General features: G+C 59.2%; 19 protein-coding genes. 11 read left to right on the top strand and 8 right to left on the bottom strand.

What is annotated here, in order from left to right; genetic code table 11:
* Nucleotides 1–196: 196 nt before the first annotated feature.
* From prpF to ACA055_RS08845, 5 genes are all read right to left on the bottom strand, one after another.
* Entirely contained in the window at nt 197–1387 is a 1191-nt protein-coding gene (gene prpF / locus ACA055_RS08865; RefSeq protein ID WP_497683282.1) for a 2-methylaconitate cis-trans isomerase PrpF, read from the bottom strand.
* 54 nt (nt 1388–1441) lie between these two features.
* Nucleotides 1442–4036, bottom strand: a complete 2595-nt coding sequence (gene acnD, locus ACA055_RS08860) for a Fe/S-dependent 2-methylisocitrate dehydratase AcnD (RefSeq protein ID WP_497683281.1) — start codon at nt 4034–4036, stop codon at nt 1442–1444.
* A gap of 204 nt (nt 4037–4240) precedes the next feature.
* Complete coding sequence (gene prpC, locus ACA055_RS08855; RefSeq protein ID WP_497683280.1) at nt 4241–5368, bottom strand: bifunctional 2-methylcitrate synthase/citrate synthase; 1128 nt, start codon at nt 5366–5368, stop codon at nt 4241–4243.
* A 139-nt stretch (nt 5369–5507) separates the two neighbouring features.
* Nucleotides 5508–6398 (bottom strand): methylisocitrate lyase, encoded by an 891-nt coding sequence (prpB, locus tag ACA055_RS08850; RefSeq protein WP_497683279.1) that lies wholly within the window; start codon nt 6396–6398, stop codon nt 5508–5510.
* Nucleotides 6395–7117 (bottom strand): GntR family transcriptional regulator, encoded by a 723-nt coding sequence (locus ACA055_RS08845; protein WP_497683278.1) that lies wholly within the window; start codon nt 7115–7117, stop codon nt 6395–6397. Before ACA055_RS08845 ends, prpB begins: the two co-directional genes overlap by 4 nt.
* 299 nt (nt 7118–7416) lie before the next feature.
* On the opposite strand from ACA055_RS08845, the gene rloA reads away from it, so the two are divergent.
* From rloA to pabB, 4 genes are all read left to right on the top strand, one after another.
* Complete coding sequence (gene rloA / locus ACA055_RS08840; protein ID WP_497683277.1) at nt 7417–7953, top strand: retropepsin-like aspartic peptidase RloA; 537 nt, start codon at nt 7417–7419, stop codon at nt 7951–7953.
* Between the two features lie 5 nt (nt 7954–7958).
* A complete protein-coding gene (rloB, locus tag ACA055_RS08835) occupies nt 7959–9494 on the top strand; it encodes an osmotic stress tolerance membrane protein RloB (RefSeq protein ID WP_497683276.1) in 1536 nt (511 codons plus the stop codon).
* The gene (locus ACA055_RS08830) at nt 9494–10480 is read left to right on the top strand and encodes an alpha-L-glutamate ligase-like protein (protein ID WP_497683275.1); all 987 of its coding nucleotides are present in this window, start codon (nt 9494–9496) and stop codon (nt 10478–10480) included. The genes rloB and ACA055_RS08830 overlap by 1 nt, the downstream gene beginning before the upstream one ends.
* A 224-nt stretch (nt 10481–10704) precedes the next feature.
* The gene (pabB, locus tag ACA055_RS08825; RefSeq protein ID WP_497683274.1) at nt 10705–12042 is read left to right on the top strand and encodes an aminodeoxychorismate synthase component I; all 1338 of its coding nucleotides are present in this window, start codon (nt 10705–10707) and stop codon (nt 12040–12042) included.
* Between the two features lie 85 nt (nt 12043–12127).
* Here pabB and thrH read toward each other — a convergent pair whose 3' ends face one another.
* Nucleotides 12128–12745 carry a bifunctional phosphoserine phosphatase/homoserine phosphotransferase ThrH gene (gene thrH, locus ACA055_RS08820; RefSeq protein WP_497683273.1) on the bottom strand — a complete coding sequence of 206 codons (618 nt, stop codon included), beginning with the start codon at nt 12743–12745 and terminating at the stop codon, nt 12128–12130.
* A gap of 173 nt (nt 12746–12918) precedes the next feature.
* Here thrH and ACA055_RS08815 point away from each other — a divergent pair, with 173 nt between their 5' ends.
* From ACA055_RS08815 to ACA055_RS08805, 3 genes are all read left to right on the top strand, one after another.
* Nucleotides 12919–13659, top strand: coding sequence for a phosphoadenylyl-sulfate reductase (locus ACA055_RS08815; RefSeq protein WP_497683272.1), 741 nt, complete (start codon nt 12919–12921; stop codon nt 13657–13659).
* Between the two features lie 575 nt (nt 13660–14234).
* On the top strand, nt 14235–15776 hold the full coding sequence (locus ACA055_RS08810; protein WP_497683271.1) for an NCS1 family nucleobase:cation symporter-1: 1542 nt from the start codon (nt 14235–14237) through the stop codon (nt 15774–15776).
* A gap of 58 nt (nt 15777–15834) precedes the next feature.
* The gene (locus ACA055_RS08805; RefSeq protein WP_497683270.1) at nt 15835–16563 is read left to right on the top strand and encodes an aspartate/glutamate racemase family protein; all 729 of its coding nucleotides are present in this window, start codon (nt 15835–15837) and stop codon (nt 16561–16563) included.
* Between the two features lie 134 nt (nt 16564–16697).
* Here ACA055_RS08805 and ACA055_RS08800 read toward each other — a convergent pair whose 3' ends face one another.
* Entirely contained in the window at nt 16698–17621 is a 924-nt protein-coding gene (locus ACA055_RS08800; RefSeq protein ID WP_497683269.1) for a LysR family transcriptional regulator, read from the bottom strand.
* Between the two features lie 125 nt (nt 17622–17746).
* Here ACA055_RS08800 and ACA055_RS08795 point away from each other — a divergent pair, with 125 nt between their 5' ends.
* Nucleotides 17747–18493, top strand: a complete 747-nt coding sequence (locus ACA055_RS08795; protein ID WP_497683268.1) for a 3-oxoacyl-ACP reductase family protein — start codon at nt 17747–17749, stop codon at nt 18491–18493.
* Nucleotides 18494–18615: 122 nt separating this feature from the next.
* On the opposite strand, the gene ACA055_RS08790 is transcribed toward ACA055_RS08795, so the two are convergent.
* Complete coding sequence (locus tag ACA055_RS08790; protein WP_497683267.1) at nt 18616–19311, bottom strand: HAD-IA family hydrolase; 696 nt, start codon at nt 19309–19311, stop codon at nt 18616–18618.
* Between the two features lie 236 nt (nt 19312–19547).
* On the opposite strand from ACA055_RS08790, the gene ACA055_RS08785 reads away from it, so the two are divergent.
* The 3 genes from ACA055_RS08785 (at nt 19548) to ACA055_RS08775 (ending at nt 25338) form a co-directional block, all read left to right on the top strand.
* Nucleotides 19548–24413, top strand: a complete 4866-nt coding sequence (locus tag ACA055_RS08785) for an RHS repeat-associated core domain-containing protein (protein ID WP_497683266.1) — start codon at nt 19548–19550, stop codon at nt 24411–24413.
* A 2-nt stretch (nt 24414–24415) separates the two neighbouring features.
* Nucleotides 24416–24808: a hypothetical protein gene (locus tag ACA055_RS08780; RefSeq protein ID WP_497683265.1), complete on the top strand. Its 393-nt coding sequence runs from the start codon at nt 24416–24418 to the stop codon at nt 24806–24808.
* Nucleotides 24809–24939: 131 nt separating this feature from the next.
* Nucleotides 24940–25338 (top strand): UCP019853 family protein, encoded by a 399-nt coding sequence (locus ACA055_RS08775; protein ID WP_497684376.1) that lies wholly within the window; start codon nt 24940–24942, stop codon nt 25336–25338.
* Nucleotides 25339–25572: the final 234 nt, after the last annotated feature.

The raw sequence follows: 25572 nt of genomic DNA, 5'->3' as shown, positions 1-25572 counted from the left end.
TTCGTTGATGGGACCTCGGTTCAGGGGCAATCTCAGTCAGTTACAACATTCTTATTTTGGTAATGGAGATCAAATGTGGGAGCGGGCTTGCTCGCGAAAGCGGTGTATCAGTCGACATCCATGTTGAATGTCAGTCCGTCTTCGCGAGCAAGTCGAATCGTCACACCGCCGCTCCCACATTGGTTCGGTGTCAGGGTCAGAAAGAATCACCCGGCACACGGACATAACCTTCCATCAACACCCGCGCACTGCGGCTCATGATGGCTTTGTTCACTTTCCATTCACCGTTCACGAGGCTGGCTTCTGCCCCCACGCGCAAGGTGCCGGACGGATGGCCGAAGCGCACGGCGTTGCGTTCGATGCCGCCCGCCGCGAGGTTCACCAACGTGCCGGAAATCGCCGCGGCCGTGCCAATAGCCACCGCAGCGGTGCCCATCATTGCGTGGTGCAACTTGCCCATGGAGAGCGCGCGCACCAGCAGGTCGACGTCGCCAGCCGCAATCGCCTTTCCGCTGGAAGCCACGTAATCCGCAGGTTTTGCAACGAACGCCACCTTCGGCGTGTGCTGACGCTTGGCCGCTTCGTCGAGGTTCGAAATCAGCCCCATGCGCAACGCGCCGTAGGCCCGAATCGTTTCGAACATCAGCAAGGCTTTCGGGTCGCCGTTGATCGCGCCCTGCAATTCGGTGCCGGTGTAACCGATGTCTTCGGCATTAACGAAGATCGTCGGGATGCCCGCGTTGATCATGGTCGCCTTGAAGGTTCCGACGCCGGGTACTTCCAGGTCATCCACCAGGTTGCCGGTAGGGAACATCGAACCGCCACCGCCCTCTTCTTCCGCCGCCGGGTCCATAAATTCGACCTGCACTTCGGCGGCCGGAAAGGTCACGCCGTCGAGTTCGAAGTCGCCGGTTTCCTGCACCTCACCATTGGTGATTGGTACGTGGGCGATGATGGTCTTGCCGATGTTGGCCTGCCACACGCGAACCACGGCCACGCCGTTTTGCGGAATGCGGCTGGCATCCACCAGACCGTTGCTGATGGCGAACGAACCGACCGCTGCCGACAGGTTGCCGCAGTTGCCGCTCCAGTCGACGTAAGGCTTGTCGATGGAGACTTGACCGAACAGGTAATCAACGTCGTGATCGGCCTTGATGCTTTTCGACAGGATCACGGTTTTGCTGGTGCTGGAGGTCGCGCCGCCCATGCCGTCGATTTGCTTGTCGTAGGGATCGGGACTGCCGATCACACGCAGCAATAACGCATCGCGCGCCTGACCTGGAATTTGTGCCGCTTCGGGCAGGTCCTTGAGGCTGAAGAACACGCCTTTGCTGGTGCCGCCACGCATGTAGGTGGCGGCGATCTTGATTTGCGGTACGTGGGCCATGGTGTTCCTTTTAGGATCGAGCGGGACCGCATGGCCCCGCACGAGCTCATCGTGTTAAACGGCAACCGCCGATTCGAGGAAGTCCTGCGCGAAGCGTTGCAACACGCCGCCGGCCTCATAGATCGACACTTCTTCGGCGGTGTCGAGGCGGCAGGTCACCGGCACTTCGACGCGTTCGCCATTCTTGCGGTTAATCACCAGCGTCAGCTCTGCACGCGGGGTGCGTTCACCGATCACGTCGTAGGTTTCGCTGCCGTCGATGCCCAACGTCTTGCGGTCGGTGCCCGGCTTGAACTCCAGCGGCAACACGCCCATGCCCACCAGGTTGGTGCGGTGGATACGTTCGAAGCCCTCGGCCGCAATCGCTTCCACACCGGCCAGACGCACGCCCTTCGCCGCCCAGTCGCGGGACGAGCCCTGACCGTAGTCGGCGCCGGCGATGATGATCAGCGGCTGCTTGCGCTCCATGTAGGTTTCGATGGCTTCCCACATGCGCATGACCTGGCCTTCCGGCTCGACGCGGGCCAAGGAACCCTGCTTGACCTTGCCGTTTTCCTGGACCATTTCGTTGAACAGTTTCGGGTTGGCGAAGGTGGCGCGTTGCGCAGTCAGGTGATCACCACGGTGTGTTGCGTAAGAGTTGAAGTCCTCTTCCGGCAGGCCCATTTTCGCCAGGTATTCGCCGGCGGCGCTGTCGAGCATGATGGCGTTCGAAGGCGACAGGTGATCGGTGGTGATGTTGTCCGGCAGCACCGCCAATGGGCGCATGCCCTTGAGCGGACGCGCGCCGGCCAATGCGCCTTCCCAGTACGGCGGACGGCGGATGTAGGTGCTCATCTCGCGCCAGTCGTACAGCGGCGTGACTTTCGGACCGGTGTCTTCGTGGATGGCGAACATCGGGATGTAGACCTGACGGAACTGCTCAGGTTTAACCGAAGCCTTGACCACCGCGTCGATCTCTTCGTCGCTCGGCCAGATGTCTTTCAGGCGAATTTCCTTGCCCTCTGCGTCCAGGCCCAGCACATCTTTTTCGATGTCGAAACGGATGGTCCCGGCGATGGCGTAAGCGACCACCAGCGGCGGAGACGCGAGGAATGCGTTCTTGGCGTACGGGTGAATCCGCCCGTCGAAGTTGCGGTTGCCGGACAGCACAGCGGTGGCGTACAGATCGCGGTCGATGATCTCTTGCTGGATCACCGGGTCCAGCGCGCCGGACATGCCGTTGCAGGTCGTGCAAGCGAAGGCGACGATGCCGAAGCCCAACTGCTCCAGTTCACTGGTCAGCCCGGCTTCATCCAGGTACAGCGCGACGGTTTTCGAACCCGGCGCCAGGGACGATTTGACCCACGGCTTGCGAGTCAGCCCGAGCTTGTTGGCATTGCGCGCCAGCAGCCCAGCGGCGATGACGTTGCGCGGGTTGCTGGTGTTGGTGCAGCTGGTGATGGCGGCGATGATCACCGCGCCGTCCGGCATCTGGCCGGGCACTTCGGTCCACTGGCCGGAGATGCCTTGGGCAGCGAGGTCCGTGGTGGCGACACGAGCGTGCGGGTTGCTCGGGCCGGCCATGTTGCGCACCACCGAGGACAAGTCGAAGGTCAATCCGCGCTCGTATTGCGCGCCCTTCAGGCTGTCGGCCCACAGGCCTGTGGTCTTGGCGTAGTTCTCGACCAGTTGCACCTGCTCGTCTTCACGGCCGGTCAGTTTCAGGTAGTCGATGGTTTGCTGGTCGATGTAGAACATCGCCGCGGTGGCGCCGTATTCCGGGGCCATGTTGGAAATGGTCGCGCGGTCGCCGAGGGTCAGCGCGGAAGCGCCTTCACCGAAGAACTCCAGCCACGCACCGACGACTTTTTGCTGACGCAGGAACTCGGTCAGCGCCAGCACCATGTCGGTGGCGGTGATGCCCGGTTGCAGCTTGCCGGTCAGTTCGACGCCGACACTTTCCGGCAGACGCATCCACGACGCGCGGCCGAGCATCACGCTTTCCGCTTCCAGACCACCGACACCGATGGCGATCACGCCCAGCGCATCGACGTGTGGGGTGTGGCTGTCGGTGCCGACGCAGGTGTCGGGGAACGCCACGCCGTCACGCACCTGGATCACCGGAGACATTTTCTCCAGGTTGATCTGGTGCATGATCCCGTTGCCCGGCGGGATCACGTCGACGTTCTTGAAGGCTTTTTTGGTCCAGTTGATGAAGTGGAAGCGGTCTTCGTTGCGACGGTCTTCGATGGCGCGGTTCTTTTCGAACGCCTCCGGATCGAAACCACCGCGCTCGACGGCCAGGGAGTGGTCGACGATCAGTTGCGTCGGCACCACCGGGTTCACTTGCGCCGGGTCGCCACCTTGCAGGGCGATGGCGTCACGCAGGCCGGCGAGGTCGACCAGGGCAGTCTGGCCAAGAATGTCGTGGCACACCACGCGGGCCGGGAACCACGGGAAATCGAGGTCGCGTTTGCGCTCGATGAATTGCTTCAGGGATTCGGTGAGCGTGGCCGGGTCGCAGCGACGCACCAGGTTTTCCGCCAGCACGCGTGAGGTGTACGGCAGAGTGTCGTAGGCGCCAGGCTGGATGGCCTCGACCGCCGCACGGACGTCGAAGTAATCCAGATGGCTGCCGGGCAGCGGTTTGCGGAATTCAGTGTTCATCGTCAGGACTCGGTCACGGTAGTTTCAAAGGGTGGGGCAAGACACCGGGCTCGAAGTCAACACAACCCCTGTGGGAGCGGGCTTTCCCGCGATTGCGGTGGGTCAGGCGACATTTATGTCGAATGTGACTCCGTCATCGCGGGCAAGCCCGCTCCCACAGGGATTTGCGATATGTTCAAATCCCTGCGTCGGCGCTCCCACCATTCAGCGTTGTTCGATTGGCACGAACTTGCGCTGTTCGACGCCGACGTACTCGGCGCTCGGGCGGATGATGCGGTTGTTGGCACGTTGTTCGAACACATGCGCCGCCCAGCCGGTCAGGCGCGAGCAGACGAAAATCGGTGTGAACAACTTGGTCGGGATGCCCATGAAGTGGTACGTCGACGCATGGTAGAAGTCGGCGTTCGGGAACAGTTTTTTCTGTTCCCACATGGTCTTGTCGATGGCTTCGGAAACCGGGAACAACACTGTGTCGCCCACTTCGTCGGCGAGTTTTTTCGACCAGCCCTTGATCACCTCGTTACGCGGATCATTGTCCTTATAGATCGCGTGACCGAAGCCCATGATCTTGTCCTTGCGTTCGAGCATGCCGAGGGTGCCTTTGATCGCCTCTTCCGGCGAGCTGAAGCGCTCGATCATTTCCATCGCCGCTTCGTTGGCCCCACCGTGCAACGGACCGCGCAGGGAACCGATGGCCGCCGTCACGCAGGAATACATGTCCGACAGGGTCGAGGCACACACCCGGGCGGTGAAGGTCGATGCGTTGAACTCGTGTTCCGCGTAGAGGATCAGCGAAACGTTCATCACCTTGACGTGCAAGTCGCTCGGCTTCTTGTCATGCAGCAGGTGCAGGAAGTGGCCGCCGATGGAAGGCTCGTCACTTACGCAGCTGATGCGCTTGCCGTCGTGGCTGAAGCGATACCAGTAGCACATGATCGCCGGGAACGCGGCCAGCAGACGGTCGGTTTTGTCGTGCTGCTCGGAGAAGTCTTTCTCTGGTTCGATGTTGCCCAGGAACGAGCAACCGGTGCGCATCACATCCATCGGATGGGCGTCGGCGGGGATGCGTTCCAGCACTTCCTTGAGCGCTTGCGGCAGGTCGCGCAGCTTGCCCAGTTTGCTGATGTAGTCATCCAGTTGAGCCTTGGTCGGCAGTTCGCCGTAAAGCAGCAGGTACGCCACTTCTTCGAATTGCGCGTCAGCCGCCAGTTCGCGAACGTCGTAGCCGCGATAGGTCAGGCCTGCACCCGACTGGCCCACGGTGGACAGTGCGGTTTGCCCGGCAACCTGGCCACGGAGCCCGGCGCCACTGAGTACTTTTGCTTCGGCCATTGCTGTCTCCAGTTTTTCTTGAATTTGTTAGGGAAACTTGTACGAGCGAAGGTTGCTCGCGAAAGCGGTGTCTCAGACGACATTGATTTTGAATGTCAGTGCGTCTTCGCGAGCAAGCTTCGCTCTTACAGGGCTTTCATTATTTCTTCGCAGCAAACAGCGCATCGAGCTTCTGCTCGAAGGTGTGGTAGTCGATGCGATCGTAAAGCTCCATGCGGGTCTGCATGGTGTCGATGACGTTCTGTTGCGTGCCATCGCGGCGGATTGCGGTGTAGACGTTTTCCGCGGCTTTGTTCATCGCGCGGAAGGCCGACAGCGGGTACAGCACCAGCGACACGTCGGCGCCGGCGAGCTGTTCGGTGGTGTACAGCGGCGTCGCGCCAAATTCGGTGATGTTGGCCAGGATCGGCGCTTTCACGCGGCTGGCGAACAGCTTGTACATGTCCAGCTCGGTGATGGCTTCCGGGAAGATCATGTCGGCACCGGCTTCGATGCACGCCTCGGCACGTTCCAGCGCCGACTCCAAACCTTCCACCGCCAGCGCGTCGGTACGGGCCATGATCACGAAGCTGTCATCGGTGCGGGCATCGACGGCAGCCTTGATGCGGTCGACCATTTCCTGCAGGGACACGATCTCTTTATTAGGACGGTGACCGCAGCGCTTGGCGCCGACCTGGTCTTCGATGTGAATCGCCGCCGCGCCGAACTTGATCATCGACTTGACGGTGCGCGCGACGTTGAACGCCGAGGAACCGAAGCCGGTGTCCACGTCCACCAGCAGCGGCAGGTCGCAGACGTCGGTGATGCGGCGCACGTCGGTTAGCACATCATCCAGGCCGGTGATGCCCAGGTCCGGCACGCCGAGGGAGCCGGCAGCCACCCCGCCACCGGACAGGTAAATAGCCTTGAAACCGGCGCGCTTGGCCAGCAGCGCGTGGTTGGCGTTGATCGCGCCGACCACTTGCAGCGGATGTTCGCTGGCGACCGCATCGCGGAAACGCTGGCCTGGAGTGCTCTTGTTCAAACTCATGACTCACCTCGTTCAGTGGCTGTCGGGTTAGCGCCGTCCTGGTAGTGACGGGCGATATTGCGTTTGGAGGCGCCGATGTGACGGCGCATCAACAACTCGGCCAGCTCACCGTCACGGTCGGCGATGGCATCGAGAATTCGGTGGTGCTCGGCAAAGGCCTGGCGTGGGCGATTGGGGGTGGTGGAAAACTGGATGCGGTACATGCGCACCAGTTGATAGAGCTCGCCGCAGAGCATCTGGGTCAGGGTGCGGTTACCGCTGCCCTGGATAATCCGGTAGTGGAAGTCGAAATCGCCTTCCTGCTGGTAGTAGCCGACGCCGGCCTGAAACGCCGCATCGCGCTCGTGGGTTTCGAGGACCCGGCGCAGCTCGTCGATTTCTTCGACGGTCATGCGCTCAGCCGCCAGACGGCAGGCCATGCCTTCGAGGGACTCGCGAATCTCGTACAGTTCCAGCAGCTCGGCGTGGCTCAGCGACACCACCCGCGCGCCGACGTGCGGCACGCGAACCAGCAGGCGCTGGCCTTCCAGACGGTGGATCGCCTCACGCAGCGGCCCGCGGCTGATGCCGTAGGTTCGTGCCAGTTCAGGCTCGGAGATCTTGCTGCCCGGGGCGATTTCGCCCTTGACGATGGCCGCCTGAATGCGCCGGAAGACATTCTCGGAAAGCGTCTCCGAATCGTCTTGCACCATGACTGGGGGATCGAGTTGATCCAGCATATTGTCGACACCTTGAAAGCTAATGCCGCAAAAACTAACGAAAACAGGCCTAACAGTCAAAGGATAAATAGGTATTGTCGACAATCGTCTAATAACCGACTGCACCATAACGAAGCAGCCCTTCTGTTTATAGCTGCCTGCCAGCGCTGGCGCCATAAAACCACCGTGCTAGAATGCCGGCCGCATTTGTTTGTGACATCTGCATGGCTTGTCATAAATAGTTGATAGGCATACGAGGGAGCTTGCGCAGCAATGCCAGGGTCTTGAATCGAAGTACGGACCGCTGCACACCAGGATTTATGAGACTCAAGCCCTTCCCGACATTCCTTTATCTTCTTTGCCTGCCAGGTGTAGCCGCGGCGGGGGGAAAGACCGTGTACGGTCTCAATGAGTACGCGTCCCTGGATGGCATTGACCTTGAAGTCGCCGCCAAACTCGACACCGGGGCAAAAACCGCTTCCCTGAGTGCCCGCGACATCAAACGTTTCAAACGCAATGGCGAGTCCTGGGTACGTTTCTACCTGGCCATCGACGCCGCGCATTCGCACCCGATCGAACGGCCTCTGGCCCGGGTCAGCAAGATCAAGCGCCGGGCCGGCGACTACGATCCGGAAGAAGGCAAGAAGTACACCGCCCGTCCGGTGATCGAGCTGGATATCTGCATGGGTTCGGCTTTACGCACCATCGAAGTGAACCTAACCGACCGAAGTGCCTTCCAATACCCGCTCCTGATTGGCTCCGAAGCGCTCAAACGCTTCGATGCGCTGGTCGACCCCAGTCTTAAATACGCTGCTGGCAAACCCGCCTGCGCCACCGACGCACATACCGCAGAGTAATTCCAATGCGCTCTCTTACCCTCCATCTGAAACTGCTGATCGCCATCCTGGTGGTCCTGGGCATTTCAGTTACGGCCTATCAGATCTTCGTGCTCGGCATTCCCGTGACCGAAGACGCCACCGACGACTTGTGGAACATCGACGCCAAGGTCGAGTTCGTCGCCAGCGCCAAGGACCCGGTGAAGATCCAGATGTTCGTGCCGCCGCTGAGCCGCGACTACGTCAGCCTCAACGAGAGTTTCATCTCCAATAACTACGGCGTGGCCGTGAACCGGGTCGACGGCAACCGCAAGGTCACCTGGTCGGCGCGTCGGGCCAAGGGCAACCAGACCCTTTATTACCGCCTGGTGCTGACCAAGCGCTACACCGGTGAAAAATCCAAGATCAAAGGCCCGACCTTCCGCGACAGCATTGCCGTCGAAGGTCCGGAAAAGGTCGCCGCCGAAGCCCTGCTCGCGCCAATCCGCCAGCATTCGGCCGACGTCGAAACCTTCATCGGCGAAGCCATCAAGCGTGTCAACAATCTCAACGACGACAACGTGAAACTGCTGCTGGGTGGCGATCCGTCCACCGGGCAAAAAGCCCGGATCGTCGAACTGGTGCTGTCCATCGCCCACGTACCCGTGGAAAAGGTCCACACCATTCGTCTGGTGGCCGACCAACCACAAGTGCCGGAACTGTGGCTGCGCAGCTTCAATGGCACCGACTGGCTGTACTTCAACCCGGAAACCGGTGAACAGGGCCTGCCGACCGACCGCCTGCTGTGGTGGACCGGCGATGAAAACCTGATCACCGTCGATGGCGGCAAGAAAGCTACCGTTACCTTCAGCATGAACAACAGCGAAATGAACGCCATTCGCCTGGCCAAGCTGACCGACGAAAACACCGACGCCAACTTCCTCGAATACTCGTTGTACGGTTTGCCGCTACAAACCCAACAGACCTTCATGATCATGGTGATGATCCCGATCGGCGTGCTGGTGATCCTGATCCTGCGCAACCTGGTCGGCTTGCAGACCCTCGGCACCTTTACCCCGGTGCTGATCGCCCTGGCCTTCCGGGAGACGCAGCTGGGCTTCGGCATCATTCTGTTTACCGTGATCACGGCGCTGGGGCTGTCGCTACGTTCCTACCTTGAACACCTGAAGCTGCAAATGCTGCCGAGGCTGTCGGTGGTACTGACTTTCGTGGTGGTGTTGATCGCAGCCATCAGCCTGTTCAGCCATAAGCTCGGCCTGGAACGCGGGTTGTCGGTCGCGCTGTTCCCGATGGTGATCCTGACCATGACCATCGAACGCCTGTCGATCACCTGGGAAGAACGCGGTTCCGGCCATGCCATGAAAGTGGCGATCGGGACGCTGTTCGCCGCCGCGCTGGCGCACTTGATCATGAGCGTGCCGGAGCTGGTCTACTTCGTGTTCACCTTCCCGGCGATCCTGTTGATCCTGGTGGGCTTCATGCTGGCAATGGGTCGTTATCGCGGCTACCGCCTGACCGAACTGGTGCGTTTCAAGGCTTTCCTCAAGAAGGCTGACGCCTGATGTTCGGTTTCTGGAAGACCTGGAAGGCCCTGGAAGCCCGGGGCATCATGGGGATCAATCGGCGTAACGCGGACTACGTACTCAAGTACAACAAGCGCAGTCTGTACCCGATCGTCGATGACAAGATCATCACCAAGGAACGCGCCATCGCCGCCGGCATTCATGTGCCGGAACTGTATGGCGTGATCTCCACCGAGAAGGAAATCGACAACCTCGACGACATCATCGGCGGGCGCAATGACTTCGTGATTAAACCGGCCCAGGGCGCCGGTGGTGACGGCATCCTGGTGATCGCCGACCGCTTCGAGGGACGCTATCGCACGGTGTCCGGCAAGATCATCAGCCATGAGGAAATCGAACATCAGATTTCCAGCATCCTGACCGGTCTGTATTCGTTGGGCGGCCACCGTGATCGGGCGCTGATCGAATACCGCGTGACCCCGGACCAGATCTTCAAGAGCATCAGCTACGAAGGCGTGCCGGACATTCGCATCATCGTGCTGATGGGCTATCCGGTCATGGCCATGCTGCGCTTGCCAACCCGTCAGTCTGGCGGCAAGGCCAACCTGCACCAAGGCGCCATCGGCGTCGGCGTGGACCTGGCGACCGGCCTGACCCTGCGCGGTACCTGGCTGAACAACATCATCACCAAGCACCCGGACACCACCAACGCAGTGGATGGAGTGCAACTGCCCTACTGGGACGGTTTCATGAAACTCGCCGCCGGCTGCTACGAGCTGTGCGGGTTGGGTTACATCGGTGTCGACATGGTGCTGGACCAGGAGAAAGGGCCGCTGATTCTCGAACTCAATGCCCGGCCTGGCCTGAACATTCAGATTGCCAACGATTGCGGCCTGACGCTGCGTACCCATGCGGTCGAGGCGCGGCTGGAATCGTTGAAGGCTCGCGGGATTACCGAAACGGTTGAAGAGCGGGTGGAATTTGTTCAGGAGATGTTTGGGCATATTCCGGCGGTTGAGGGCTGATCCTGAACCGAGGCGCGGCCTTCGCGAGCAAGCCCGCTCCCACACTGGACCTGTGTCGCACCGAAGATCCAATGTGGGAGCGGGCTTGCTCGCGAAGACTGACTCCCAGTCACTACAGCGCTCAACCCAGCCGCCAACCTGCCAATCCCCGACATCCCTCTAGGAGCAATTCCCCGAGGGGACTACAATCGCTCCCCCGCCTCGATGGCTGATCTGCCCCGCCCATGTTGACCTGTTCCGTACACCCACTCCCCTATCGCGCCAACCCCGCCGAGTACTTCGCGGCGATTCGTCATGCTCCCGGTGCCGTGCTGCTCGACAGTGGCCGGCCAACCGCCGATCGCGGACGTTATGACTTGCTCAGTGCCTGGCCGCTGGAGCAACTGGCGGTACTGCCTGACGAAAGTGGCAGCGATTTCCTGCAACGCCTGCGCGATAACCTGGCCCGACTGGGTGAAGCCGCGCTGCCCCATGACCTGCCCTTCGCGGGCGGCCTGATCGGCTACCTGAGCTACGATTTCGGCCGGCACCTGGAAAACCTGCCGAGTCAGGCGCGAGACGACCTGCAATTGCCCGACGCACGCTTCGGCCTGTACGACTGGGCGCTGATCAGCGACCACCAACTGTCCACCACACAATTGGTGTTCCATCCGACGCTGATCGACAGCGAGCGTCAGCGCCTGATCCAGCTGTTCAGCCAGCCTGCGCCTGAACCGGTCGAGCCTTTCAAACTGAAGGCGCCGATGAGCGCCGACCTGAACGCTGATGAATATCGCCAGGCGCTAGAGCGCATTCAGCAGTACATCCAGGCCGGCGACTGCTATCAAGTCAACTTCGCCCAGCGTTTCCGTGCCCAATGTCAGGGTGATCCATGGGCGGCGTACTGCGCACTGCGGGCAGCATGCCCGACGCCGTTTTCCGGTTTCCAGAGCCTGCCCGAGGGCGGCGCGGTGCTGAGCCTGTCGCCTGAGCGTTTCGTCAAAGTCAGCGAGCGCCACGTGGAAACCCGCCCGATCAAAGGCACCCGTCCTCGGGGGCTGACCGCAGCGGAAGATGCGGCAAACGCCGCCGAACTGCTGGCCAGTCCCAAGGACCGCGCGGAAAACCTGATGATCGTCGACCTGCTGCGCAACGACCTCGGCCGCACCTGCCGCATCGGTTCGGTGCGGGTGCCGGAGTTGTTCAGCCTGGAAAGCTATCCGAACGTGCATCACCTGGTGAGCAGCGTCACCGGGGAATTGGCGGACGACCGAGACGCGCTGGACCTGATCGCCGGCAGCTTCCCCGGTGGTTCGATTACCGGAGCGCCGAAGATTCGCGCGATGCAGATCATCGACGAGCTGGAACCGACCCGGCGCGGATTGTATTGCGGTTCGTTGCTGTATCTGGACGTGCGCGGCGAGATGGACAGCTCCATCGCGATTCGCAGTTTGCTGGTCAAGGATGGGCAGGTGTGTTGCTGGGGCGGCGGCGGAATCGTCGCGGACTCCGAGTGGCAGGCCGAGTATCAGGAGTCGATCACCAAAGTGAAGGTGTTGCTCGATACCTTGCAAAACCTCTAAAAACTTCGCGAGCAAGCCCGCTCCCACAGGTATCGCGATGAACCTGTGGGAGCGGGCTTGCCCGCGAAGGCGTCCAACCAGACGACTACAAACTTAACGCCCGATTCGAAGCCTTGATGAACTCTTGCTTCAGCTCTTCAAAGCTGTGCACCGCCGGGAACTGTGGAAACTCACGAATCACGTTGTCCGGCGCATGGAACAGAATCCCGGCATCCGCCTCGCCCAACATCGTGGTGTCGTTGTAGGAGTCACCCGCCGCAATCACGCGATAGTAGAGGCTCTTGAAGGCCAATACCGACTGACGCTTGGGATCTTTCTGACGCAACTGATAGCTCGTCACCCGACCGGCATCGTCGGTCACCAGACGATGGCAGAGCAAGGTCGGAAAGCCCAGCTGACGCATCAGCGGCTGGGAGAACTCGTAGAAGGTGTCCGACAGAATCACCACTTGGAAGCGCTCGCGCAGCCAGTTGACGAACTCGACGGCACCGTCCAGCGGCTTGAGGGTCGCGATGACTTCCTGGATGTCGGCGAGCTTCAGGCCGTGCTCGTCGAGGATCCGAAGGCGCTGCTTCATCAGCACGTCGTAGTCGGGAATATCCCGAGTGGTGGCCTTGAGGGAGTCGATCCCGGTTTTTTCGGCGAAGGCGATCCAGATTTCCGGGACCAATACACCTTCAAGATCCAGACAGGCAATTTCCACAAGACACTCCCATTTGTATTGTTTATTGAGTCGAGCGAATAAAAGGACTGCCGAACTCTAGCGACTCGGCCCCGGCTGCGCAACGCAGAGCGCGCGCCAGTCGCCGCAGGATTTTGTTACCATCAGCCCCATATAGAGCGCCCAGCGCCACCGACCTGTAGGAAGCCGCCCTGATGAGCCCATCGTTCGATGTCGTGGAACTCGCCACGACCTATGCCAACAAATCCGCCCAGGACATCCTGAAACTCGCGTTCGCCGAGTTCGGCGATGAGCTGTGGATATCTTTTAGCGGCGCCGAAGACGTGGTGCTGGTGGACATGGCCTGGAAGCTGAACAAGAACGTCAAAGTGTTCAGCCTCGACACCGGCCGCTTGCACCCCGAGACCTACCGCTTCATCGATCAAGTGCGCGAGCACTACAAGATCGACATCGAACTGGTGTCGCCGGACTACACCAAGCTCGAACCTTTCGTGAAGGAAAAAGGCTTGTTCAGTTTCTACAAGGACGGCCATGGCGAATGCTGCGGCATCCGCAAGATCGAGCCATTGCGTCGCAAGCTCTCGGGAGTCAAAGCCTGGGCTACCGGCCAGCGCCGGGACCAGAGCCCAGGCACCCGCAGCGCCGTGGCGGTGCTGGAAATCGATACGGCGTTTTCCACCCCGGAACGCACCCTGTACAAATTCAACCCGCTGGCGCAGATGACCAGCGAAGAAATCTGGGGCTACATCCGCATGCTCGAGCTGCCCTACAACAGCCTGCATGAGCGTGGCTTCATCAGCATCGGCTGCGAACCCTGCACCCGCCCGGTGCTGCCGAACCAGCACGAGCGTGAAGGTCGCTGGTGGTGGGAAGAAGCGACGCAGAAAGAATGCGGGTTGCATGCGGGGAATATCATCAGCAAATCCAAGGCATAACCCTAAGCCTTGTGACACTCCTTGTGGGAGCGGGCTTGCTCGCGAAAGCGGCGTGCCAGTCGCCATCAATGTTGAATGTCAGTGCGCCTTCGCGAGCAAGCCCGCTCCCACAGGTCCTATGTTCTAGCTGAAAAAATGTGTACACACGAATGTCACCATCGGTGCCATTTGTGTGTGCACTTCTCGTTTCTGCGCCCCAAAAAGTTACATCTTCCTTTGCTGACGCCTTCAGTCGTCTTTTCCCACAACCTCCGCCGAAAAATAAATACCTGTTCAATCGGTCAATTTATATTGCCTTTTTTTCAGTCACTTATTAGCAATCGATAACAAAACGAAATTAGCGTCGAAATTTATAGACCGCTGGGTGGCATGGATCTGGCTTAAGTGCATACATGTTTTGTATACAATCACAAACAGAACATACACACACTTTAGATCCGCAAGCCTGAAGCGCCCTATCCCGTACAGGCTGCAGATGCCCCGTAACCAATGATGGTTGATGCCCGCGACGAAGATTTGTCGAGCCAACGCTCATGCACAGTCATCGCGATGCCAAGCTTCAGGAGCCTGCCGGAATGCGTACTAGTCTCTCCAATAACAACATCGCGCTGGATCTGCCCTCCTTACACCCCACCTCCACCACCCACGATCAAACGTTTCAGGAATCCGTGGTGCTCAGCCCCCGCCTGCACAACAAGGACCTGGCGCCAACCAAGGCTGAAGGTCGACGCTGGGGTCGCTACAGCATTTTTGCCCTGTGGACCAATGACGTTCACAACATCGCCAACTACTCCTTCGCCATCGGCCTCTATGCACTGGGTCTGGGCGGTTGGCAGATTCTGCTGTCGCTGGGGATCGGCGCGGCGCTGGTCTATGGCTTCATGAACCTCTCCGGCTACATGGGCCAGAAGACCGGGGTGCCGTTTCCGGTTATCAGCCGGATCAGTTTCGGGATTCACGGGGCGCAGATTCCTGCATTGATCCGCGCCGTTATCGCCATCGCCTGGTTCGGAATCCAGACGTACCTGGCGTCGGTGGTCTTACGCGTGTTGTTGACGGCGGTGCATCCCGGATTCGCCGACTACGACCACGACTCGATCCTCGGTTTGTCGAGCCTTGGCTGGGTGTGTTTCGTGGCGATCTGGTTCGTGCAGCTGGCGATCCTCGCCTATGGCATGGAGATGGTACGGCGCTACGAGGCGTTTGCCGGGCCGGTGATTCTGCTGACCGTCGCCGCCCTCGCCGCGTGGATGTACACCCAGGCCAACGCGACCATCGCCTGGTCGATCCGTGAACCACTGACCGGCGCTGAGATGTGGCGCAACATCTTTGCCGGTGGCGCATTGTGGCTGTCGATCTACGGCACACTGATTCTGAATTTCTGCGACTTCGCTCGCTCATCGCCGTGCCGCAAGACCATCAAGGTCGGAAATTTCTGGGGTCTGCCGGTCAACATTCTGGTGTTCGCCAGCATCACCGTCCTGCTCTGCGGCGCGCAATTTCAGATCAATGGCCGGATCATTGAAAGCCCGACAGAAATCATCGCCTCCATTCCCAATACCTTCTTCCTGGTGCTCGGCTGCCTTGCCTTCCTGATCGTCACCGTGGCGGTCAACATCATGGCCAACTTCGTCGCCCCGGCCTTCGTGCTCAGCAACCTGGCGCCGAAATACCTGACGTTCCGCAGTGCCGGGCTGATCAGCGCGACCATCGCCGTGTTGATCCTGCCGTGGAACCTCTACAACAGCCCGTTGGTGATCGTGTATTTCCTGTCCGGCCTCGGCGCCCTGCTCGGGCCGTTGTACGGCGTGATCATGGTCGACTATTGGCTGGTACGAAAAGCCCAGATCAACGTGCCGCAGTTGTACAGCGAAGATCCCAACGGCGCTTATTACTACAGCAGAGGGGTCAATTTACGCGCCGTGGCGGCGTTTATTCCTGCAGCCTTGATCGCCATCGTCCTGGCACTGGTACCGGGTTTCGACAGCGTATCGCCGTTCTCCTGGCTGATCGGTGCCGGGATTGCCGGGATGCTCTACCTGATCATCGCCAAACGGCAGCCCCATTACGCCGATGTCAGCGGTGAATCCATCGCGGTCGACAACGTCAGTCATTAACTCCCTGGCGGCCCCGCACAGTCGGGCCGCAGAACCACCCCGCTATTAAGGACTTTCCATGCGAATTCTCGTGGTCAACGTCAACACCACCGAATCCATCACCCAGGCCATCGCCTGCCAGGCTCAGGCTGTGGCCGCGCCCGGGACCGAAATCGTCGGCCTGACGCCCTATTTCGGTGCCGACTCGATTGAGGGCAATTTCGAAAGCTATCTGGCCGCCATTGCGGTGATGGACCGGGTAATGGCCTACGACCAACCCTTCGATGCCGTGATCCAGGCCGGTTACGGTGAGCACGGTCGTGAAGGTTTGCAGGAGTTGCTCAACGTGCCGGTGGTGGACATCACCGATGCCGGCGCCAGCACCGCGATGTTCCTGGGTCACGCCTACTCGGTGGTCACCACCCTGGACCGCACCGTGCCGCTGATCGAGGATCGCCTCAAACTGTCCGGGCTCTGGGACCGTTGCGCATCGGTGCGGGCCAGTGGCCTGGCCGTGCTGGAACTGGAATCCGATCCCGAGCGCGCCCTTGAGGCCATCGTGCGACAGGCGGAACTGGCGGTATTCGAAGACAAGGCCGAAGTGATTTGCCTGGGCTGCGGCGGCATGGCCGGGCTGGATGAGCAGATTCGCCAGCGTACCGGCGTGCCGGTGGTGGATGGCGTGACGGCGGCAGTGACCATTGCCGAGTCGTTGGTGCGGTTGGGGTTGTCGACGTCGAAGGTGCGCACCTATGCGACGCCGCGGCCGAAGAAAATTATCGGCTGGCCCGGGCGTTTCGGGCAGTAGACCGCGTTATCGTTCTTCGCGAGCAAGCCCGCTCCCACATTGGATCTCCATTGAATACAAATTTTGTATTCACAACAGATCTAGTGTGGGAGCGGGCTTGCTCGCGAATAGGTCAACCCGGTTTCGAACCTGGCTCAAAGAGCACTGAACCGCTGCCCCAACCCCTGCTCCGCAAACTGCTCAATGATGAAATCAACAAACGCCCGGGTCTTGCCCGGTAGCAGTTTGTGTTCGGCGTAATAGATAGAAATATTGCCATCATCGACATACCAGTCCGGTAGCACCCGCTGCAAAGTCCCGGCCTCCAGATAACCCACAGCGAACGGCATGCTCACCAGTGCAATGCCCAGCCCCTGGACTGCGGTGGCACAAGCAGCCTCGGAGTCGCTCATGGTCATCCGCACCTTGAGCATCAACGGGCTGTGTTGCTGAGAACGGCCGGTCAACTGCCAGGAACGCACGCGCCCCGTCTGCGGCGACCGAATCAGGATGCCATCGTGATGCTTGAGATCATCGGGCTCGACAATCGCCTGATGCGCCGCCAGGTAGTCGGCTGACGCCACCAATACCCGATGCGCCGATGTCAGCTTGCGTGCCACCACGCCCTGGGGCAGCTCGAATCCTCCACCGATCGCTGCATCGAAACCCTGAGCGATCAGATCGACTTGGCGGTTATCGAAATGCCAGTCCGGATTGATGGCCGGGAAGCGTCGCAAAAACTCGCCGAGCAACGGTACAACGTATAAACGTCCGAACACCGTGCCCATGCTGACTTTCAGCGTGCCCGCCGGGCGCCCTTCCGAGCTGGCGAGATTGGCCACGGCATTCTGGATCGTGAGCAAACTGGCACTGACTTCGCCGAGAAACACCTGGCCAGCCTCGGTCAATGTGAGGCTGCGAGTGCTGCGCTGAAACAGCCGCACACCCAGCCGCGCCTCAAGTTTGGCGACACTCTTGCCGACTGCCGCCGGGGTCAGGCTCAAGCGCCGCGCGGCTTCGGCGAAACTGCCAACCTCGGCACTACGCACGAAGCATTCGATACTGCTGAAGGTTTCCATAAACGCCACTATAAACTTTTGGTTTACTCAGACTATCGCAATTACCGTCTACACAACGTGTAATCCGGAATCGATACTAGGCTCCATCAACCGGGACATCTCGCCTCGGGACTTTGGAGATCGACATGACTACTCAGAACCTCAGCGGCAAAGTGGCGCTGATCCAGGGCGGCTCCCGCGGTATCGGCGCGGCCATCGTCAAACGCCTGGCCGCTGAAGGCGCGGCAGTCGCCTTCACCTACGTCAGCTCCACGGCCAAGGCCGAAGAATTGCAAAACAGCATCACCGGTAACGGCGGCAAAGCCCTGGCCATCAAGGCCGACAGCGCCGACGCCGAGGCCATTCGCAATGCCGTGAGCGCGACCGTTAAAGCTTTCGGCCGCCTGGATATCCTGGTCAACAACGCCGGCGTATTGGCTGTTGCACCGCTGGAAGAATTCAAACTCGAAGACTTCGACCAGACCCTCGCGATCAACGTGCGCAGCGTGTTCATTGCTACCCAGGCAGCCGCTAAACACATGACCGAAGGCGGTCGCATCATCAACATCGGCAGCACCAACGCCGATCGCATGCCCTTCGCCGGTGGCGGCCCGTACGCGATGAGCAAATCGGCGCTGGTCGGCCTGACTAAAGGCCTGGCCCGTGATTTGGGCCCACGGGGCATCACCATCAACAACGTGCAACCGGGCCCGGTCGACACCGACATGAACCCGGCCAGCGGTGACTTCGCCGAAAGCCTGATCCCGCTGATGGCCGTTGGCCGTTACGGCGAAGCGGAAGAAATCGCCAGCTTCGTCGCCTACCTTGTCGGCCCGGAAGCCGGTTACATCACAGGGGCCAGCCTGACTATCGATGGTGGTTTTGGCGCCTGATACGCGTTAGTTAAACGCAATCCCATGTGTGCGGGCTTGCTCGCGAAAGCGGTGTGTCAGGCAATACTAATGTCGACTGACACACCGCCTTCGCGAGCAAGCCCGCTCCCACATTTTTTGTGTCAGGCCCAATCGAGCGCTGGCAAGCCGCAGGCGCTGGGCTTGAACGCCTTCAGCGTACGAAGAATGCCATCGGCGTGTGCGTACTTTTCGTCAGCCATCGCCGCATCCGGGATCGCAATCGCCGTCATCCCCGCCGCTTTCGCCGCCGTGACACCGAATGGCGAATCCTCGAACACCAGGCAATCCTCGGGCGCCACACCCAGGCGTCGTGCCGCCGTGAGAAAGATATCCGGCGCGGGTTTGGCCGCACCCACTTCCGGGTCATCGGCGGTGACGATGAAGTCGAACAGCGCAAACCAGTCACGGTGCAAGGTGGTTTTCTGGCCGAACGACTGCCGCGAGGAACTGGTGCCAACGGCGATCGGAATGTTGTGGGCTTTCAGATGCCGAACCAGTTCTTGTGCGCCAGGCATCGCCAACGCTGTCGGAAAACGCTCGCGCATCAGCGGTTCGCGGATCACCAGAAACTCTTCAGCGGTAATCGGCAGGTCCAGCGCCTCGACCACATATCGCGCCAGATCACCCGCGCCACGGCCGATGATGTTTTGTTTGACGCTCCAGTCGAAGGTCCGACCATAACGTTGGGCGATAATGGACGTGACTTCGGTGTAAATACCTTCGGTATCCAGCAGCAAGCCGTCCATATCAAAAATGACGGCCTTGATTGGGCCAAATTCGTTCAGCGGTGCATTCATCGCATCTGATCCGTTTTTAATGACATCCCAGGCGGCTGGGGAACGGCCGGATCTGCGATCGATTAAAGGTTTCAGCAGCATAACGAGCGCGGCTGGCATAGAGCAACGTCCGATGCCCGGCGCCGACCATGAATTAGCGATTCGCCCTACACCAAACACCACCTTTCCCGACTTCTTTCCTCGCTGATCCCCCGCAAAGTCTTGCGCTCAAAATTGATCCGCGCGAGGGACTGTGAATGTTCGACCCTGACAAGGTCCTGGCCTTGAACAATGCCATCGGCCTGCTGGTGGTTGCCGCCATGAACCCCGAGCAGCCGAACATTGAAGCGCTGCTCGGTGATTTCCGTTTGTGCCTCAACGACTACGAGGCCTGGGCCGAAAACTTCTGGACCGGCCCGGCGCTGGATGTCGAGCAGGTATTCAAGGTCGGCAATGACGTCCGCCTCAGCGCACCGAAGGGTTCCACCGCCCCCGTCAGTTCGACACTTGGCATGTGCCCCGCCAGCGGGCCGCTGACCCTTGTGCATATGTTCGAAGCCGCGCGCTTCGTCCCGATTGGCGACACGCCCGTGATGCTTGAGCCGGTTATCTCCGAGCTCAATGGTGAGTTGACGTTTGGCGAGCCGGTCCACGAAACCATCGGCCCCAGCGGCATTCTCGAAATCCCCGACTGCTGGCGCGGCCATCGTTACCGCATCACCTTCTTTCCTGATGTTTCCGCGAATCACGTCAAAGCACTTTACGCCTCCTATCAGGACATCATCGGCGAGCTGGAAGGCTGGTTGCGCAACGAATGGACGAGCGAATTCCAACCGCTGTGGGCGGAGTTTTCCGAGGCACCTTTCACGGAACGCTACGGCATGCTGCAACGGGCGGACTGGCGTGGTTTCGAGCATTCCCTGCATGGCTTGTGGGATGACGTGAAGCAGGTCTATGAGTTGCTCGCCGACTTGCAGGCCAACAGTGAAAAGCTCCTTGAGTACCTGAGCGAGGGTGAGCTGGCGACATTGCTGAACGCCTCGACCGAGGCCATCGCCAATGTGTTGCTGATGTTGAGCGATGAGCCACTGATGTTCATTCACCTGGCGGCGTTCACCAGTTGGCTGAGGATGTTGCCGCCGCAACACATCGCCGAAGTCGTGGCGCAGGTTCGTACAGAAATACTGATCGGTTTCCTGCTGGCCTGCCTCACCGGTCCTACAGGACTGACGCTCGGCATGAGCACCAAGGTGCTGGGCAAGATCAAGTCTGAGCGCGCCCGCCGATGGCTGGAGACTGCGAGTCTGCGACTGGCCGAGCTGCCAACCCGGTCTGACCTGTCGGCCCACGCGGGCGTTCTCAAACCCTTGATGGTCAATGCCCGCAATACACCGCTCAAGCCTGCGCCTGCGGTTCCGATGCAGATAACCGCTGCGGACTCATCGATTGTGTCGGTGGCAAATCCGGTCGCCATCGTTCGTAACAAGTCCGACGCCAGGACCCGCCTGAGCAGGCAGGAGCATCGGGATGATGTGCCGGATCAGGCGAAAAACCCCAATGGCGACAGCGCCGATTGCGGGCCGCTGACCTGTACCAATGGCTGCCCGGTATCGATGGTTACCGGCGAAGAGTTGCTGACCCTGACCGACGGTTCACTGGACGGGATTTTACCGTTCGAGTTCACCCGACTCTATCGCACCAGCGCCGCCGAGATCGATTGCGGACTGGGGTTCGGCTGGAGTCATTCCCTCGCTCATCGGCTGGATATCGATGGAATGCAGGTCGTCTGGACTGACCACGAAAACCGTCGTACGACCTTCCCCCTACCGAGTATTGAGCGTCCGACGATTCACAACAGTCTGTCGCGAGCGGCGATTTATCTGGGGGACGAGCCAGAGGAGTTGATCCTCGCACTGGCGGGTGAAACAACACGTTTCTACCACTTTCGCACCGGACGACTGACGGCGATCAGCGATGCCCACGGCAATCGGCTGACGGTGCAGCGGGACATTTCCGAAAGGATCAAGCGACTCGACAACGGCGCCGGGCGCTCCTTGCTATTGCGTTACGAGCGCCGACACATGGTTGCCGTCGAGTACCAGATTTTTCATCCGGCTGACACGCTGGAAGACGCCTGGCGTACCGAGCAAACACTGGTCACCTACCGCTACGACGCCTGCCACCGCTTGATCGAGGCGACCAATGCCGCCGGCGAAAGCGAACGTTACGACTACGACAACCAGCACGTGATCCTGCAGCGGCAACTGGCCGGCGGGGCCAGTTTCTTTTGGGAGTGGGAAAGGTCCGGCAAGGCGGCCCGATGCATCCGTCATTGGGCGTCGTTTGCGCAGATGGATACGCGTTATGTCTGGGACGACAACGGCGGTGTACTGGTTAAAAACGCTGACGGAAGTGAAGAGGTCTACGAACACGACGATCAAGCGCGAATGGTGCGCCGGGTCGAGCCCAATGGGGCCGAACACCTTAAGGCATACGACGACAAGGGTCGGTTGATTGCCGAGCAGGGTCCGCTAGGAGCAATCACACAGTACAGCTATGACGAGGTCGGACGGCTGATCGCCCTGATTCCACCTGAAGGCGAGTCCACGTCCTACGAGTACCGCAACGGTTTCCTGCATGCGCGCTATCGCGGCAAAGCGGTGTGGAAGTATCAACGAAACGCTCAGGGTGAAGTGACCGAGGCTACGGACCCGGAGGGGCACGTCACCCATTATTACTACGACGCCAAAGGACGGTTGTTGTCGATCCGTTACCCGGATACCAGTCGACATGTCTTCATCTGGAATGACTTGGGTCAATTGGTCGAAGAGGCCTTGCCGGACGGTGGTCAACGGCGGTTTTCCTACGATGTGCTAGGGCGGCAAATTACCCGTCAGGACGAACATGGTGCGGTCACTCATTACCAATGGGACGCCGTTGGACGACTGCTTCAGACAACATTTCCTACTGGCGTCAGGAGGACCTTCAGCTACAACGCCTACGGCAAAATCACCGCCGAACGCGATGAACTGGGCCGCGTCACGCACTACGAGTACGCCGACGACCTGCACCTGGTCAGCCGCCGCATCAATCCCGACGGCACCCAACTACGTTATCGCTACGACAACGCGCAACTGTTACTCACGGAAATCGAAAATGAGTCCGGCGAAAAATATCGACTGGACTACACGCCCAATGGATTGATCCGACAGGAAACCGGTTTCGACGGTCGACGAACGGCGTATGCCTACGATCTCAACGGACACTTGGCGGAGAAAACCGAGTTCGGCGATGACGGTTCGCAATGGGTGACCGGTTATCAACGGGATTCGGTTGGACGGTTGCTGGTCAAGACATTGCCCGATGGCATCAAGGTCGAATACCGCAACGACAGCCTTGGTCGTCTGATCAGCGTCGATGATGGTCATGATCACCCGCTGGAGTTCGAGTACGACCAGCAGGATCGCCTGATCACCGAGCATCAGGGCTGGGGCACCTTGCGTTATGGCTACGACGCCTGCGGCCAGCTCAACCACCTGCGTCTTCCGGACGGCAGCAAACTTGATTACCACCACGCCAAGGGCGGTGCGCTGACGGCCATCGACCTCAACGGCGCGCGGCTTACGACTCATCAGTTCGCCTTCAGTCGCGAACAACACCGCCAACAAGGCTTACTACTCAGCGAATATGCCTACGACGATCAGGGCCGTCTGAGGGCCCATGCTGTCAGCCAACTCCGACAATCGCTGTATCGCCGCGACTATGCCTACAGCGCCAATGGCAACCTCGACTACATTGCCGACACGCGGCACGGCCAACGCAGCTACCAATACGATCCGCTCGGCCGCCTGATTCGCGTCCGCCACGCTCGCGATCACCAACCGGAAAGCTTTGCCCATGATCCGGCGGGCAACCTGCTGATGCAGGATCGTCCAGGCCCGGCCAACGTCAAAGGCAATCGCCTGCTGATGCAAGGCGACCGCCACTACGATTACGACGCCTTCGGCAACCTGATCCGTGAACGCCGAGGCACCGGGCAAAAACTCGTCACCGAATACCGTTACGACTGTCAGCATCGGCTGATTGGCGTCACCCTGCCCAACGGCAGCCAGACGACCTACCGCTACGACGCCTTCGGCCGCCGGATCAGCAAAACCGTCGATGGCAAAAACACCGAGTTCTTCTGGCAGGGCGATCAACTTGTCGCCGAAAGCGGCATCGCCCACTACCGCAGCTACGTCTACGAACCCGGCAGCTTTCGCCCATTGGCGATGCTCGACGGCAAAGGCCCAAAAAAAGCCTGCCCGTTCTACTACCAACTCGACCACCTCGGCACGCCGCAGGAGCTGACCGATTACAGTGGCGACATCGTCTGGGCCGCGCAATACACCGCCTACGGCCGCCTCACCCGCCTCAACCGCGACACCGACCAAATCCTCGACCAGCCATTGCGCTTTCAGGGACAGTACTTCGACGCCGAAACCGGCCTGCACTACAACCGGCATCGCTACTACAATCCGGAAACCGGACGGTATCTGACGCAGGACCCGATCAAGCTGGCAGGTGGGTTGAACGGGTATCGGTATGCGCTGAATCCGACGGGGTGGGTTGATCCGTTGGGGTTGAGTGAGTGTCCGGGGGCCGATGGGTGCAGGCCGGCAGGTGGGGCTAAAGATCCGTCGGGTCAGGTGAAGGTTGATTTGGAGGAGCCTGGCGCTCCATCTCCAACACCAAAGAATCGTTACTTGTATCGCGGAGACTCACGGGAATCCTGGGAAATTTTTGAGACAGGATTTGAGCCGCTGGGAGACAGCATGGACCTCTACTTACATGCACATGACAACCGAAGTCCTCCCAGTTTTTTCGTCAGTACTTCGACTTCAGAAAAAGAGGCTATAAATTTTGCAACTGGTTATGGGTATGAAGATGGCTTCGTGTACGTAATGAAAAATATTCGCGGGATAGATGTGAATAAAAAACTCGGCCTGCTTTCGCCTCATAGGGGTGAGGCTGAAATTGCTTTTCCTGGAGGAATAGATAGCCGAGACATTCTCGGGGTCACTCCCGTTTACGCTGATGGTAGCTACGAAGGCTACTCAATCCCTAACCCGCACAGGAAGTAATCATGAAAGTAATAGAAATACCCATAGACACCCACGGCGTCACTCAGAAGGCCGTAATCGAATGTGACCGGCAAAACTTGACGTTAACTTTAATATCGGAAAATGGTTTGAGAAAAACATACGCAGCGCATGATCTTTACGTTTGCCTTGGATTGTTGCGAGCCGATTTTCCAGAAACAAAATTTTTATGTAAGGGGGCAAAGCTTAATGTTTATCCATCGCGTATGGCATCGCAAATGGCTGGGGGTGTAGTAGCGTATGAATTACATTTGGGAAAACCAGCCGAGCTTAGTGATGTGGTTAATATCTTCGACTATGAAGAGACCGACATCACAAATGACATTCAACAACAACGGGATTTCTACAAACGCTGGATTGATTCTTTAGCAGAATAAATGGCGTGAGAAACTGCTGCTCTCTATGGCTAATTGGTTAGCACACTAGCATGGGGCACTGGGGAGTCATAAAAAATTGCAAAGCAACGCGAAAATAGCATTTTCGACGGCCATCTAGAAAGGAGCCCAAAATCAAAACTATCAGACCATACGGTGAGCAATATAAAAAAGTAAAAGTTCTTCATACCAATGCCATAAACGAAGAACAGACAACCTTGTCAATTGAAGGGCACACCATTGACTGCCTTGCAAACTCGTGCCCATACGCGATAGAAATCGGAAAATCATACGAAGTGGAGCTAACAATTTATCTGCTTGACTCATATCAAATAGAGAGATCACCTCACACTGACGTACTGATCGAAAAAGCAGGAGAAGGTTATGGCTATAACCTATACGGCATGCTGAAAAACGATATCTTTGTATCGTTTACCGATCTTCATGATGAGGACATACACTACGATCACCCGGAGTTGAACGACCACTTTATAAAGCTAGGCATACATCGAATTGACGTAAACTTCTTATAATCGGAATAGAGAGGACGCACCTACGAAAGCCTCGCAGCAGTCACATAAATACAAAGCCCAGCAAATAGCCGGGCTTCAGTAACTAATTATTTTGACCAAACTAACCACCAGTTCCCCCTCCGGCACTCCCAGTCCCACCACCCGCACTCCCCGTACCCCCACCACTACCACTCCCAAAACTCCCCGAACTACCTGATCCTCCAGACCCACTCCCAGAACCACTCCCCGTCGAAC

It is taken from the genome of Pseudomonas sp. LBUM1657 (assembly GCF_059716075.1).
The sequence above is the reverse complement of the archived record's forward strand: the minus strand, read 5'-3'. Positions and strand labels throughout refer to the sequence as shown.

What these genes read in the sequence shown, in the direction of transcription:
- prpF (WP_497683282.1), bottom strand. Translation starts at nt 1,387, where the DNA reads ATGGCCCACGTACCGCAAATCAAGATCGCCGCCACCTACATGCGTGGC.
- acnD (WP_497683281.1), bottom strand. Translation starts at nt 4,036, where the DNA reads ATGAACACTGAATTCCGCAAACCGCTGCCCGGCAGCCATCTGGATTAC.
- prpC (WP_497683280.1), bottom strand. Translation starts at nt 5,368, where the DNA reads ATGGCCGAAGCAAAAGTACTCAGTGGCGCCGGGCTCCGTGGCCAGGTT.
- prpB (WP_497683279.1), bottom strand. Translation starts at nt 6,398, where the DNA reads ATGAGTTTGAACAAGAGCACTCCAGGCCAGCGTTTCCGCGATGCGGTC.
- ACA055_RS08845 (WP_497683278.1), bottom strand. Translation starts at nt 7,117, where the DNA reads ATGCTGGATCAACTCGATCCCCCAGTCATGGTGCAAGACGATTCGGAG.
- rloA (WP_497683277.1), top strand. Translation starts at nt 7,417, where the DNA reads ATGAGACTCAAGCCCTTCCCGACATTCCTTTATCTTCTTTGCCTGCCA.
- rloB (WP_497683276.1), top strand. Translation starts at nt 7,959, where the DNA reads ATGCGCTCTCTTACCCTCCATCTGAAACTGCTGATCGCCATCCTGGTG.
- ACA055_RS08830 (WP_497683275.1), top strand. Translation starts at nt 9,494, where the DNA reads ATGTTCGGTTTCTGGAAGACCTGGAAGGCCCTGGAAGCCCGGGGCATC.
- pabB (WP_497683274.1), top strand. Translation starts at nt 10,705, where the DNA reads ATGTTGACCTGTTCCGTACACCCACTCCCCTATCGCGCCAACCCCGCC.
- ACA055_RS08815 (WP_497683272.1), top strand. Translation starts at nt 12,919, where the DNA reads ATGAGCCCATCGTTCGATGTCGTGGAACTCGCCACGACCTATGCCAAC.
- ACA055_RS08810 (WP_497683271.1), top strand. Translation starts at nt 14,235, where the DNA reads ATGCGTACTAGTCTCTCCAATAACAACATCGCGCTGGATCTGCCCTCC.
- ACA055_RS08805 (WP_497683270.1), top strand. Translation starts at nt 15,835, where the DNA reads ATGCGAATTCTCGTGGTCAACGTCAACACCACCGAATCCATCACCCAG.
- ACA055_RS08800 (WP_497683269.1), bottom strand. Translation starts at nt 17,621, where the DNA reads ATGGAAACCTTCAGCAGTATCGAATGCTTCGTGCGTAGTGCCGAGGTT.
- ACA055_RS08795 (WP_497683268.1), top strand. Translation starts at nt 17,747, where the DNA reads ATGACTACTCAGAACCTCAGCGGCAAAGTGGCGCTGATCCAGGGCGGC.
- ACA055_RS08790 (WP_497683267.1), bottom strand. Translation starts at nt 19,311, where the DNA reads ATGAATGCACCGCTGAACGAATTTGGCCCAATCAAGGCCGTCATTTTT.
- ACA055_RS08785 (WP_497683266.1), top strand. Translation starts at nt 19,548, where the DNA reads ATGTTCGACCCTGACAAGGTCCTGGCCTTGAACAATGCCATCGGCCTG.
- ACA055_RS08780 (WP_497683265.1), top strand. Translation starts at nt 24,416, where the DNA reads ATGAAAGTAATAGAAATACCCATAGACACCCACGGCGTCACTCAGAAG.